Below are 13638 nucleotides of genomic sequence, written 5' to 3'. Positions count from 1 at the left end.
TCTACGACATTGGATATCGCCTGTCGTTCAATATTTAGGTGTTGACCTAAGTATAAGAGCCGCCCTAGACTGGATGGCATGCCCAATCAAGCTGCCCAGCTCAGCCAGGTCTTCCAGGCCTTGTCCGACCCTACCCGGCGCGCCGTACTCGAGCGTCTGTGCCAGGGGTCCGCCGCCATGAGCGAACTGGCGCGGCCATTCAACATGGCCCTGCCTTCGTTCTCGCAGCATCTGGACGTCCTCGAGCGCTGCGGCCTGGTGCGATCCCGGAAAAGCGGCCGCGTGCGCATCTACACCCTTGCGCCGCAACCGCTGGGCATGGCGGAACACTGGATGACCCGGCAACGCGCGATCTGGGAGCGCCGCCTCGACCAACTCGACCTGTATCTACAGGATCTGAAGGAGCAGAAGCGATGACCCGACAGCATTCCACACAGCCCGACCCCAAGCTGGACCTCGTCCTCGAACGCACCATCGATGTGCCTCCCGCCCTGGTCTGGCAGGCCTGGACCCAGCCCGAGCACATCAAGCACTGGCTTACTCCGGCGCCCTGGCAGACCGTCCGCTGCGACGTAGACCTGCGCCCAGGCGGACGCTTCCGTTTCGTGATGCGCTCGCCCGAGGGCGAAGAACACACCCACGACTGCTGCTACCTGGAAATCGTCGAAGGCAGCAGGCTGGTCTGGACCAACGCCCTGCTGCCCGGCTTCCGGCCGGCCGGCGGCGGCGGCGACGTACCGGCCTTCACCGCCGTCATCCGCATCGAACCCCACGACCAGGGCACGCGCTACACGGCCACCGCCATGCATGGCACGCAGGCCGGCTGCCGCCAGCACAGCGACATGGGTTTCCACGACGGCTGGGGCGCGGCGCTGGACCAGCTGGTGGCGCACGCCCGGAATATGCAGCAGGCAAGCTGAATACCGGCCGCCTCAGAAAAAAAGCCCTCCGCTGGAGGGCTTTTTCGTGGGCCGCCCGACATTATCCAGCGGCCTGTGCCAACTTCTTTCGTACCGTGATGCCGCCAGGCGTGAAGTACACCGAACTGCTGCCCTTGGTTTTCAGCTCCCAGAGCGATTCGTGCATGTACATCAAATCGGAAGGCAGATATCCGCCGCCGACGACCGCGCGATAGACTCTGTCACGGAAAGAGTCGATGGTTTTGGCCTTGACCCGGAACACCCTGACCTGCTCCTCGGGCACGGGCTGGCCGCTCATCAGCTTGTTGAAGGTAATCGCCGCGACCACGCCGGTGGTCGGATCGAGTAGCAACCTGTTATTGCCCGATTTGTACATGATCTGCGCGTGGTTGCCGACCGCGCCGCCGTCCACGCCTATCGGACGTATGCCTTTTTCCTTCAGGCCGCCGTAGAGATAACCCATGAGGAACACCAGGTTCCCGCAATTCAGGTGCTGGGATTTCTCGATCGCCTCACAGGCAACCGCGGACGAGCTGCCATATTCGGCGAAATTGGCGGCAGCCACCGTCGCCAGCACCGCGCGCAGCGTAGGCTCGTCGACGGCCCCGAAGTCCTCGCCCAGCACCTCTGCCAACTCGGGCTGGCAGGCGGGCAGTATGCCGTCGACGCTGCCGGTCCGCCGCACCGTGCTCATCGCCTGGTCGTCCAGGCACAGCAACACGACTTCGTCGAAATGTTCGGGCTCGTCCTGGCGGGCATACAGCGCCGCCGCGACCGCTACGGCCAGCGCCACGACGGCGGTGGCCAAATATCGCTTCTTGATCATCCGTATATATATATATGCTTATCGCGCGCCGCGGCCATCGACAAACTCGCGCGTGTCTCGCGAGCGGCGGCGCAATCACATTTTGCGCTTGAATATCCGGACAAGTTTACCGCACCGAAAATCGGTATCCGCATAATATGCCTTCATTATGCTCAATACCGCCCTACGCTATTTTCTGGAAGTCGTCGACGCCGGCTCGCTGACCCTGGCCGCGCAGAAGCTGCATGTCGCCCCGTCGGCGGTCAGCCGCATGGTGCGCAAACTGGAAGACGAGCACCAGGCCCAGCTGTTCGAGCGCCACGCGCGCGGCATGGTGCTGACCGAGGCCGGCCAATTGCTCAAGGCCTATGCGCGGCGCGCCTCGCTGGACGCCGAGCGGGCCCGCGCGGAGATCCGCGAGCTGAGCCAGATCGGGCAAAAACTGATCCGCGTCTCGGCCAACCAGGCGTTCGGCCGCGAGCTGCTGCCACGCGTCATCGGCGAGTTCCGCGAAATCGAACCGACGGTGCGCTTCGAGCTGAATATCCTGCAGTCGTCCGAGATCAACCGCCGCGTGCGCGAGGGCGAGGACGATATCGGCCTGAGCTACAACCTGGCCCCGCCGCAGGATGTGCACGTGCAATACGCGCGCCGCATGCCGCTGTTCGCCGTGATGGCGCCGCAGCACCCGCTGGCCGGCCGCGACATGCTGTCCATGCAGGACATCGGCGACTATCCGGTGGTGCTGATGGGGCCGGGCAGCACCAATCGCTTCTTCATCGACCTGTGCTGCATGCATGAAAAGATCGAACTGAACATCGCGATGACCTGCAACAACCAGGGCGCCATCCAGACCTGCTGCCAGCAATGGGGCGCGATCAGCTTCTCGGGCGACCTGACCGTCATGACGCCCACCGAGCGCGGCGAGCTGGTGTCCATCCCCATGGCCAACAGCGAGCTGCACCAGCGCATCATGCACATCCAGACCATGGCCGACCGGCAACTGCCCGCCAGCGTCGGGCGCTTCGTGCAGGCGCTGGCCTCGCGCATCAACGCCTCCTACGCCGACCCGGCCTGGCTGGCCGCCGGGCGCGGCTCGGGCGCGCTGTGAAGGGTGCAAGGGTGCCTGTCCCCGCGGAGAGGCCCGAGTGCCTGTCCCCGCGGAGACAGGCGCCCCGCACAGTCGCCCGCGGCGCGAACGCCGCTACAGCCCCTCGGCCCAGTCCGGCTCCTGCCAGGCGGCCGCGTCGTCCAGCGGCCAGACCGGCCGCGGCAGGCGCTTGAAGGCGATCTGCTTGAGGTTGGGCGTGGTCAGGCCCAGGCTGTCGACGTCGTGGATGCGATCGTCCGGGAAGAACTCGTCGAACCCCGCGCGGTAGTGCCCGCGGCTCTTGACCACCACATGCCCGGCCCGCGCGATGTCGATACCGTGCATCTCCAGCATGGCCGGCTCGGCCAGTTGCCGGCGCAGACTGCCCACCACCACGCGCATGCCCGAGTCGACCAGCTCCAGCAGGCAGGACGCCCCCAGCGAGAACTTGCGGCCGCGCAGGATGCCGCGCCACCCCATGCCCTCGCCGTCGGTCAGCCTGAGCACGCGCGCGCGCCTGATAGCGCCGCGCATAGTCGGTTTCGATGCGGTTGAACACCGCGTCGAACTCGGCGCCTTCGCCCAGCTGCGCGGCTTGCGCGGCCAGTTCCGGATCGACGAACACGCCCAGCACCACGCCGGGAATGCGCGCTTCGTGGAAAGCCCGCAGCAGCCAGGCCGTGTTGCCGCCGCCGCCGCCCGGGTTGTCGGCCACGTCGGCGAACAACAGGGGCTGGCCCGCGGCGCGCGCCAGCTCGACCGCGCGCGCCACCTCGACCGTGTTGGCCACGTAGCGCTTGCGGTCGGCCCAGCCGGCCCGCGCGATCCGCAGCGCCGCGCGGCGCGCGGCCTGCAGGTCGCCGCGCGCGGTGACGGTGATCGTCAGGCCGCACTTGGGCAGGTCCGAAAACACGAACCCCGAGCACACCGAGACATTGGCGATGGGGCCTTCGTCCGGCTTCTGGATCAACGAGGCGCCCAGCGCCACCAGATCGGCATAGGGACCGCTGGAAGTCAACAAGGTCACCGACGGCGGCGTCAGGGGCAGCCGCACATAGGCCGACACCATGCGCGTGCCGCCCAGGATCTCGTGGATCATATCGGCCGCGTCCGCGGCGCGCTCGCGCTGGTCGACGTGGGGATTGGTGCGATAGGAGATCAGCCCGTCGAGCGCCTGCACGGTCTGCTCGGACACATTGCAATGCAGGTCGTGGCTGGCGACGATGGGCACCCCCGGGCCGACGATGGCCCGCAGCCGGCCCATCAGCTCGCCTTCGGTATCGTCCTGCCCCTCGGCGGAGGACGCCCCGTGATTGGCCACGTACACGGCATCAACCGGCAAGGCCGCCCGCAGGCGCGTCTCGGCTTCCGCCAGGAAACGCCGCCACACACCGGCGCTGGCCGGACCGCCCGGCGGCGCGCCGATCACGATCAGGGGCGCCGGCGTCCACGCGCCCAGCTCGTCCATGCGGGCATAGAAGCCCGGCACTTCGCTGGGCAGGCGGCTGGCGCCGCGCGCCAGCCGCGTGATGTCCTCGCCCTGCTCCCAGCATTGCGCCAGGAAGTCCGCCTCGACGGACAGCGGGGAAAAGGCGTTGGACTCCAGGTGGAAACCGAGGATGGCCACTTTCGGGGCGTTACTGCTCATGAAAATCTCCGGTTCCGCTCAAGCCTTGTGCAGCGTGTAGAACAGCGACATCTGGGGCTGGAAATCCTTCCATTCGCTTGCGCAGGGCCGAGACCGGATAGGTGGCGCCCAGCGGAATGTACGGCACGTCCTCGAACACTTGCAGCTGGATCTCGCGGCAGATCTTCTTCTGCGCGTCCAGGTCGGGCGCGTTGAACCAGTCGATGCGCAGCTGCTCCAGGCGCTCGCTGGTGGGCCAGCCGAACCAGGCCTGCTTGCCGTTGCCGCGCATGGGCAGGTGGCCGGCCGGATCCAGGTTGTTCGGGCCGGTATTGCCGGTGAACGCCACGCTCCAGCCGCCGGCCGACACGGGCTCCTGGTTGTTGCGGCGCTGCACGGCGGCGCCCCAGTCCATGGTCTGCAGGTCCACGTTGAAGCCCAGGCGCTTGAACAGGTCGGCCGTCACCAGCGCGGCGGCGTGCCAGGTGGGGAAATCGACCGGATCGAGCAGCACCACCTTCTCGCCGTTGTAGCCGGCGGCCTTGATGGCGGCGCGCGCCTTCTCGATATCGCGCTTGCCGGTCAGCTTCTCCATGCCGGCGTCGCTGTCCATCGGCGAGCCGGGCACGAACACGCCGCAGCGGTCGCTCCAGTACTCCGGGAAATCGGCGCCGTTCATGGCGGTCATGTATTCGGTCTGATTCACCACGCTGAGCACCGCGCGGCGGATTTCCACGTTGTTGAACGGCGCATGCAGGTGGTTGAAGCGCATCACGCCTATGGTGGGCAGGCTGCGCTTGACCAGCTTGATGTTGGGGTCCTGGGTCAGGATGGGCAGGAAGTCGCTGTCGACCATCTCGACGCCATCGACCTCGTTGGCCTGCAGCGCGGCGATGGCGGTGGCGCGGTCGGGGATGATGTGCCAGTGCACTTCGTCGACATGGGCGATCTTCGGACCGGCGGCGAAGTCGAGCTTGCGGTCGTCCTTGCGCGGCACGTAACCGGCGAACTTCTCGTACACCACGCGCGAGCCGGACACCCATTTCGCGGCCGCGAAGGTGAACGGGCCGCTGCCCACCATTTCCTTGACCGCCTCGGTTTCCGGCTGCGAGGCCAGGCGCTCGGGCATGATGCACGCCATGTTGCCGGACTGGCGGCCCAGCGCGTGCAGGATGAGCGGGAAAGGCTTGCTCAGCTTGAACTGGATCGTCTTGTCGTCGAGCGCGGTCAGCGACTCGGTCGCCTGCATCAGCGAACGGCCCATCAGGTCGCGCTTGGACCAGCGCTTGATGCTGGCCACGGCATCCTGCGCCCGCACCGGCGAGCCGTCATGGAACGCCAGGCCGTCGCGCAGGGTGATCTTCCACAGCAGGCCGTCGTTTTCGCTGGTATGGCCGGCGGCCATCTGCGGGCTGGGCAGGTACTGCGAATCCAGGCCGAACAAGGTGTCGAACACCAGTTGCGCGTGCACCTGGGTCATCGCCACGGTGGTGAACATCGGGTCCAGCAGCGCCAGGTCGGCCTGCGGCACCCAGCGGAACGCGCTCTTGCCCGGCGCGGCCCAGGACATGCCGGGCAAGGCCCAGGCGGCCGCCGTAGCGGAGGAAGCCAGCAGGAAACTTCTACGATCCATTGTCTATCTCCCAGATAAAGGAAAAACGATCCCGGGCCGGGCGGCGTCCCGACGGACGCCCGCCAGCCCTAATACGCGCCGCCGATGCGGTGCCGCGCCACGAAATGCCCCGGTCCGGCCTGCTCCAGCAGCTTGACGACGGGCTCGTCGCCCACCGGCCGAGCCGGGCTGGGCAACTCGCTCAGTTCGAGCGTGATGCTGCGCCGCGCGCCGGGGTCGGCGATCGGCACGGCCTGCATCAATTTCTTCGTATAGGGGTGCTGCGGGTTCTCGAAGATGGCCTGGCGCGGGCCGATCTCGACGATCTGGCCCAGGTACATCACCGCTACCCGGTGGCTGATCCGCTCGACCACCGCCATGTCGTGCGAGATGAACAGATAGCTCACGCCCAGGTCGCGCTGCAGGTCGATCAGCAGGTTGACGATCTGCGCCTGGATCGACACGTCCAGCGCCGACACCGACTCGTCGGCGATCAGCACCTTGGGGTCGACCGACAGCGCGCGCGCAATGCAGATGCGCTGCCGCTGCCCGCCGGAGAACTCGTGCGGCCAGCGCTGCATCATGGCCGCGTCCAGGCCGACCCGCTCGAACAGCTCGGCCGCCCTGCGGTCGGCCTGCGCCCCGCTGTACAGGTTGTGGATCAGCATGGGCTCCTTGACGCAATCGCCCACGCGCATGCGCGGGTTGAGCGAGGCGAACGGATCCTGGAACACGAACTGCATGTTGCGGCGCAGGGCGCGCAGCGAGGCGGGATCCTCCTGGCGCACCGGCTTGCCGTCGAACTCGATCTGGCCGCGCGTGGTCTTGGCCAGCCTGAGCAGGGACCGGCCGGTCGATGTCTTGCCGCAGCCCGACTCGCCCACCAGCGACAGGGTTTCGCCGGCATGCAGGTCGAAGCTGACCTGTTCGACGGCATGCACGCGCTTCTTGACCCGCGCGAAAATGCCGCCGCGCACATCGAAGCGCGTCACCAGGTCGCGCACCCGCAGCACCACCTTGTCCGATGGCGCCACGGCGGGCGGCTCGGCCTCGTGGCGGGCCTGCGCGTCGCTCAGCAGCGCGAAGCGCGCCGGCGCCGTCGTGCCCTGCATGGCGCCCAGGCGCGGCACCGCCGCCATCAGCGCCTTGGTGTAGGGATGGCTGGGCGCATTGAACAGGCCGTGCACGTCGTTGTTCTCGACCACGTCGCCCTTGCGCATCACCAGCACGCGATCGGCCACTTCGGCCACCACGCCCATGTCGTGCGTGATGAAGATCACGCCCATGTCCATCTCGCGCTGCAGTTCGCGGATCAGCTGCAGGATCTGCGCCTGGATCGTCACGTCCAGCGCCGTGGTCGGCTCGTCGGCGATCAGCAGCGCCGGCTTGCAGGACAGGGCCATGGCGATCATGACCCGCTGGCGCATGCCGCCCGACAGCTCGTGCGGGTAGCGGCCCAGGATGCTGGCCGAATCGGGAATGCGCACCTGGTCCAGGATGCGCTTGGCCGCCGCCTGCGCCGCCCTGGCGTCGCAGGCCTGGTGCAGGCGGATGGCCTCCACGATCTGCGCACCCACGGTGAACACCGGATTGAGCGAGGTCATGGGCTCCTGGAAGATCATGCCCAGGTCGTTGCCGCGCATGGCGCGCATGCTGTCCTCGGAGGCGGCCGCCAGGTCCACCGCCTCGCCCGCGCCGCGATAGAAGGTCATGCGCCCGCTTTCGATGCGTCCGCCGCCGAACTCGACCAGGCGCATCACCGCCAGCGAGGTCACCGATTTGCCCGAACCCGATTCGCCCACGATGGCCAGCGTCTCGCCGCGGTCCACGTGCAGGCTCAGCGACTTGACGGCGTGAAACGTATGGACGCCGCGGCCGAAGGCGATCGAGAGGTTTTCCAGCTCCAGCACGCGCCGGCTTTGTGTCGTCGTTGTGGTCATCGATCAGATCCTCTTGGCCATGCGCGGGTCGACCGCATCGCGCAACCCGTCGCCCAGCATGTTGATCGCCAGGATCGTGATGGACAGGAACACCGCGGGGAAGGCGATAAGATGCGGCTTGATCTGCCACAGCGCCCGGCCTTCGGCCATGATGTTGCCCCACGACGGCACCGACGGCGGCACACCCGCGCCGATGAACGACAGGCTGGCCTCGGCCAGGATGGCCACGCCGCAGATGTAGGTGGCCTGCACCATCAGGGCGGCCAGCGTGTTGGGGAAGATATGCCGCGCGACGATGCGCAGGCGGCTGGCGCCCGCGGCCACCGCCGCCTCGACATACGGCTGCTCGCGCAGCGACAGCACCAGCCCGCGCACCAGGCGCACCACGCGCGGCACTTCGGCGATGGTGATCGCGATGATGACGTTCTGCAGCGAGGCGCGGGTCAGCGCGATCAGCGCGATCGCCAGCAGGATGGTGGGAATCGACATGAAGCCGTCCATGATCCGCATGACCACCGCATCGACCCAACGCACGAAACCCGCGGCCAGGCCGATCACCACGCCGATCACGGTCGACAGCGCGGCGACGGTGAACCCCACGATCAGCGAGACGCGGGCGCCGTAGATCACGCGCGAGTACACGTCGCGGCCGAGCAGGTCGGTACCGAACCAGAACTGTTCGCTCGGCGCGCGGGTGCGGTGGATGGGCGAGAGCGCGGTGGGGTCCACCGTGCCCAGCCAGGGCGCGCAGACCGCCATCAGGAACAGCAGCAGGAGCAGCCCGCCGCCCACCGCCGTGGTCGGGTGGCGCTTGAGAAAACCGGCAATATTGCTCATCAGTATTTGATCCTCGGGTCGAAGGCGCGATAGAGCAGATCGACCAGCAGGTTGACCAGCACGTACATGAAGCTGAACAGCAGGATCACCCCCTGGATGACCGGGTAGTCGCGCCGCAGGATGGCGTCGACCACCAGCCGGCCCAGGCCGGGGATGGAGAACACGGTTTCCGTCACCACGGTGCCGCTGATCAGCAGGGCCACGCCGCTGCCGATGACGGTGATGATGGGCACGGCCGCGTTCTTGAGGGCGTGCCGGAACAGCAGGCCGCGGTTGCCCACGCCCTTGGCGCGCGCCGTGCGGATGTAGTCCTGCGACAGGGTTTCGAGCAGCGTGGCGCGCGTGATGCGGGTAATCAGCGCCACGTAGACGCTGCCCAGCGCCAGGGCGGGCAGCACCAGGGTGTGCACCGAGGCCCAGAAACCGGTGGCCAGCGGCACATAGCCCTGCACCGGGAACCAGCGCAGCTGCAGGCCGAAGATCCACGCCAGCAGGTAGCCCACCGCGAACGACGGCACGGAGAAGCTGAACACCGCCAGGACCATGATGCCGCGGTCCTGCAGGCGGTTGTGCTTCCAGGCCGCCAGCGCGCCGATGGGGATGGCGATCACGACCGAGACGAGCAGCGTCATCAGCATCAGCGAAAACGTGGGAACGAGCCGCTGGCCGATCATGTGGCTGACCGGCAGGCCGGTGAACAGCGAGGTGCCCAGGTCGCCATGCAGCACGTTCCAGCCCCATTCCGCGAAGCGCTGCAGGAACGGCTGGTCCAGGCCCAGGGTGGCGCGGATGCGCGCGATGTCCTGCGGCGTGGCGTCCTCGCCGGCCAGCAGGGCGGCCGGGTCGCCGGGCGCGAGGTCCAGCAGGCCGAAGACGAACAGCGCGACGAACAGCATGACGGGCAAGGTCATGAGCAGCCGTCGCAATGTGTACGAAAGCATTGAATCCCCTTCCAGTGAGAACGGGCCATCGGCCCGGCCGCTGTCGGCGCGGACCGGGCACGCCGGGCCGCAACGACCTGCGGCGCATTCTAGATAGGGGGGAGCATTCCAACCATATCAATATTCTTAAAAAAGCATTGCCTTTATTAGAACTCTCATGCAAAGCCTTGCCAGCGCTGGGCACGCGTGGACAGGGGGCGGCCGTCGCCTAGGGTATCCCCCTATGCGCGCGGACCAGGGAAACGCCCTGTTCAGCCGGCCCGGGCGTGCCGGCACTCTTCGCGCAGGGCCTCGGCGAACAGCCGGTGGGGCGCGCTGCCCTGGCTTTCGTGGCGCATGAATACGGCGATCGGCGGCAGGTGCCAGGTGAACGAGAACGGCACGATGGCCACGCCGGCCACGCTGACCAGTTCGTCGGCGATGTCGGCCGGCACGATCGACAGGGCCCGGTCGCTGGCGGCGATCAGTTCGCCGATCAGCTTGGCCGAATGGCACTCGGTGGTGGCGGCGGGCGGCCGGATGCCGGCCTGCATGAACAGGCTGGCGACCTGGTCGCGCATGGCGGTCTGCGGCACGCCCAGGATCCAGTCGAGCTCGGCCAGGGCGCTCCAGTCGAGCGCGCGGCGGGCCAGCCGCGCGGCCAGCCGGCGGCTGGCGATCAGGCGCGGCTGCTGCACGTACAGCGGCTCGAAGACAATGCCCTCGACGTCCAGCGCCGGGCCGGCCCGCGCCACCACCACATCCAGGCTGTGGTCGCGCAGGCCGGCCAGCAGCTTGCCGCTGATGCCGTCGTGCACGCTGGCGGCCAGCCGATGGTCGGCGCGCTGCGCGCGCCCGATGGCCGCAGCGATCAGGCGGCTGGAGACAAACGGCGTCACGCCCAGGTGCAGGCGCGCCGTGTAGCCCGACGCGGATGCCCCCATGTCGTCCACCAGATGGCGCAGGTCGTGGATGATGGCCTCGGCGCGGGCCAGCACCACCAGGCCCAGCGGCGTGGGCGTCATGCCGCGCGCGGTGCGCTGGAACAGCGGCGCCCCGAACATGTCCTCCAGTTCGGCCAGGGCATTGGTGACCGCCGGCTGGCTGGTGGACAACTGCTGCGCGACGCGCGTCAGCGATCCCAGCTGCCGCACGTGCAGCAGCAACTGCAGGTGGCGCATTTTCAGGCGCGAAGTGAGCCGGCGGACGATCTCGGCGGCGTCGACGGAAGGAGAACCAGTCATAGGGACGGAACGCAGTAATATCACTTAAAAGTTATGTCTATATCTTAAAACAAAATAGTTTGCTTATATCTTGTGCCTAGAATGGGCCATGCGTAACAGGCCGGGCGCCGCACACCAGCGCCGCCACCCTTCGAGGACGACATGAAAGACACCGACCGCCAAGCCGCACTGGACTACCACGCCTATCCGCATCCCGGAAAAATCTCGGTCACGGCCACCAAGCCGCTGGTCACGCAGCGCGACCTCAGCCTGGCCTACTCGCCGGGCGTGGCCGCCGCCTGCGAGGAGATCGTCGACGATCCGGTGAATGTGTTCCGCTACACCGGGCGGGGCAACCTGGTGGGCGTGATCACCAACGGCACGGCGGTGCTGGGGCTGGGCAACATCGGCGCGCTGGCCTCCAAGCCGGTGATGGAAGGCAAGGCGGTGCTGTTCAAGAAGTTCGCCGGGCTGGACGTGTTCGACATCGAGATCAACGAGACCGACCCGGACAAGCTGGTGGAGATCATCGCCGGGCTGGAAGCCACCTTCGGCGGCATCAACCTGGAAGACATCAAGGCGCCGGAGTGCTTCACGGTCGAGCGCAAGCTGCGCGAGCGCATGAAGATCCCGGTGTTCCACGACGACCAGCACGGCACCGCCATCACGGTGTGCGCGGCCTTCATCAACGGCCTGGAAGTGGTGGGCAAGGATATTGCGCAGGTCAAGGTGGTGACCTCGGGCGCCGGCGCCGCCGCCCTGGCCTGCCTGGATTTGCTGGTGGACCTGGGCCTGCCCATCGAGCATGTGTGGGTCACCGACATCGAAGGCGCCGTCTACCAGGGCCGCACCGCCCTGATGGACCCGGACAAGGCGCGCTATGCGCAGCCGACCGAGGCCCGCACCCTGGCCGAGGTGATCGAGGGCGCGGACGTGTTCCTGGGCCTGTCGGCCGGCAATGTGCTCAAGCTCGAGATGGTGGCCGCCATGGCGGCCAACCCGCTGATCCTGGCGCTGGCCAACCCCAACCCCGAGATCCTGCCCGAGGCGGCGCACGCGGTGCGCGACGACATCGTCATGGCCACCGGCCGTTCGGATTACCCGAACCAGGTCAACAACGTGCTGTGCTTTCCGTACATCTTCCGCGGCGCGCTGGACGTGGGCGCGACCACGATCACGCGCGAGATGGAAAAGGCGGCGGTCCTGGCCATCGCCAGCCTGGCGCGCGAAGAACAGAACGAGGTCGTGGCCGCGGCCTACGGCACCTATGACATTTCGTTTGGCCGCGACTACCTGATTCCCAAGCCGTTCGATCCGCGCCTGATCGTGCGCATCGCGCCGGCGGTGGCCAAGGCGGCCATGGAGGGCGGCGTGGCCACGCGTCCCATCGCCGACCTGGACGCCTACGCCGAGCAGCTGCAGCAGTTCGTCTACCACTCCGGCGCCTTCATGAAGCCGCTGTTCTCGCAGGCCAAGCAGATCGTGCGCGACGGCGGACGGGCCCGCATCGTGTTCACCGAGGGCGAGGACGAGCGCGTGCTGCGCGCCGTGCAGGTCATCGTCGACGAGAAAGTCGCCAAGCCCATCCTGGTGGGCCGCCCCCAGGTGCTGCTGTCGCGCATCGAGAAATTCGGCCTGCGCCTGCGCCTGGGCCAGGACGTCGAGGTCTGCAACCCGGAATACGACGAGCGCTTCCACCAGTACTGGACCACCTACTGGGACATGATGTGCCGCAACGGCATCACCAAGGAGATGGCGCGCGTGGAAATGCGCCGCCGCCTGACCCTGATCGGCGCCATGATGGTGCACCTGGGCGACGCCGACGGCATGATCTGCGGCGCGGTCAGCGGCTTCCACGACCACCTGCGCTTCATCGACCAGGTCATCGGCAGAAAGCCCGGCGCCACCACCTACGCGGCGATGAACATCCTGCTGCTGGACGAGCGCACCGTGGCCCTGGTGGACACGCACGTCAATGAAGACCCCAGCGCCGAGCAGATCGCCGAGTACACCGTGGCGGCCGCCGAGGAAATGCAGCGCCTGGGCCTGGCGCCCAAGGTGGCGCTGCTGTCGCGCTCGAACTTCGGCTCGGGCAGCTCGGCCTCGGGCGCCAAGATGCGCCACGCGCTGGAGCTGGTCAACCGCCAGGCCCCCGGCCTGGAGATCGACGGCGAGATGCACGGCGACTGCGCCCTGGACGAATCGCTGCGCCTGCGCCTGCTGCCCGACTCTCCCCTGAAGGGTTCGGCCAACCTGCTGGTGTGCCCCAACGTGGACTCCGGCAACATCGCCTACAACCTGCTCAAGACGGTGGCCGGCAAGAACGTGGCGGTCGGTCCCATCCTGCTGGGCGCCAACGCGCCGGTGCACATCGTCACCTCCAGCGCCACCGTGCGCCGCATCATCAACATGGCGGCGCTCTGCGTGCTGGACGCCAACCGCCCGCAGTAAGACGGCGGGGCGGCAGCGCCAGGGCTGCCGCCCCCTCTCCCCCCTTCACGCGGCCCCGCCAGCCGCGCACCGCCGCCGGCCGCCGACGCCGCGCCCCTCCCCGCCATTCCCGCCCGCAAATAGCGCGTCCTCGCCGACGTTCCGGGCGCGCCCTCGTCGCGTTCCTTGCCTTGCTTCTTTCCCGCACATTGCACATTGTTTTTTGTCGATGTC

General features: G+C 67.6%; 9 protein-coding genes and 2 pseudogenes. 4 read left to right on the top strand and 7 right to left on the bottom strand.

What is annotated here, in order from left to right:
- Positions 1 to 78 precede the first annotated feature (78 nt).
- Both BN118_RS04430 and BN118_RS04425 read left to right on the top strand, forming a co-directional pair.
- Positions 79 to 417, top strand: coding sequence for an ArsR/SmtB family transcription factor (locus BN118_RS04430; RefSeq protein ID WP_003808563.1), 339 nt, complete (start codon positions 79 to 81; stop codon positions 415 to 417).
- Complete coding sequence (locus tag BN118_RS04425) at positions 414 to 920, top strand: SRPBCC family protein (RefSeq protein WP_003808562.1); 507 nt, start codon at positions 414 to 416, stop codon at positions 918 to 920. The genes BN118_RS04430 and BN118_RS04425 overlap by 4 nt, the downstream gene beginning before the upstream one ends.
- A 61-nt stretch (positions 921 to 981) precedes the next feature.
- Here the strand turns inward: BN118_RS04425 and BN118_RS04420 are convergent, their stop codons facing one another.
- A complete protein-coding gene (locus BN118_RS04420) occupies positions 982 to 1728 on the bottom strand; it encodes a hypothetical protein (RefSeq protein WP_023995374.1) in 747 nt (248 codons plus the stop codon).
- Between the two features lie 166 nt (positions 1729 to 1894).
- On the opposite strand from BN118_RS04420, the gene BN118_RS04415 reads away from it, so the two are divergent.
- The gene (locus BN118_RS04415; RefSeq protein ID WP_014905559.1) at positions 1895 to 2836 is read left to right on the top strand and encodes a LysR family transcriptional regulator; all 942 of its coding nucleotides are present in this window, start codon (positions 1895 to 1897) and stop codon (positions 2834 to 2836) included.
- Between the two features lie 93 nt (positions 2837 to 2929).
- Here the strand turns inward: BN118_RS04415 and BN118_RS04410 are convergent.
- From BN118_RS04410 to BN118_RS04385, 6 genes and pseudogenes are all read right to left on the bottom strand, one after another.
- A pseudogene (locus BN118_RS04410) lies at positions 2930 to 4463 on the bottom strand (M81 family metallopeptidase).
- A gap of 18 nt (positions 4464 to 4481) precedes the next feature.
- A pseudogene (locus BN118_RS04405) lies at positions 4482 to 6075 on the bottom strand (ABC transporter substrate-binding protein).
- A gap of 68 nt (positions 6076 to 6143) precedes the next feature.
- Positions 6144 to 7994, bottom strand: a complete 1851-nt coding sequence (locus tag BN118_RS04400; protein WP_010931489.1) for a dipeptide ABC transporter ATP-binding protein — start codon at positions 7992 to 7994, stop codon at positions 6144 to 6146.
- 3 nt (positions 7995 to 7997) lie between these two features.
- The gene (locus BN118_RS04395; protein ID WP_003808549.1) at positions 7998 to 8831 is read right to left on the bottom strand and encodes an ABC transporter permease; all 834 of its coding nucleotides are present in this window, start codon (positions 8829 to 8831) and stop codon (positions 7998 to 8000) included.
- Positions 8831 to 9772 carry an ABC transporter permease gene (locus BN118_RS04390; RefSeq protein WP_003808548.1) on the bottom strand — a complete coding sequence of 314 codons (942 nt, stop codon included), beginning with the start codon at positions 9770 to 9772 and terminating at the stop codon, positions 8831 to 8833. Before BN118_RS04390 ends, BN118_RS04395 begins: the two co-directional genes overlap by 1 nt.
- A 251-nt stretch (positions 9773 to 10023) precedes the next feature.
- The gene (locus BN118_RS04385; protein WP_010931487.1) at positions 10024 to 10995 is read right to left on the bottom strand and encodes a LysR substrate-binding domain-containing protein; all 972 of its coding nucleotides are present in this window, start codon (positions 10993 to 10995) and stop codon (positions 10024 to 10026) included.
- Between the two features lie 141 nt (positions 10996 to 11136).
- On the opposite strand from BN118_RS04385, the gene BN118_RS04380 reads away from it, so the two are divergent.
- Positions 11137 to 13425 (top strand): NADP-dependent malic enzyme, encoded by a 2289-nt coding sequence (locus BN118_RS04380; protein ID WP_014905558.1) that lies wholly within the window; start codon positions 11137 to 11139, stop codon positions 13423 to 13425.
- The last annotated feature ends 213 nt before the right edge of the window (positions 13426 to 13638 follow it).

The sequence above is a fragment of the Bordetella pertussis 18323 genome, assembly GCF_000306945.1.
Classification (GTDB): domain Bacteria; phylum Pseudomonadota; class Gammaproteobacteria; order Burkholderiales; family Burkholderiaceae_B; genus Bordetella; species Bordetella pertussis.
Note: the sequence above shows the minus strand (reverse complement) of the source record. Positions and strands in the feature narration are given on the sequence as shown.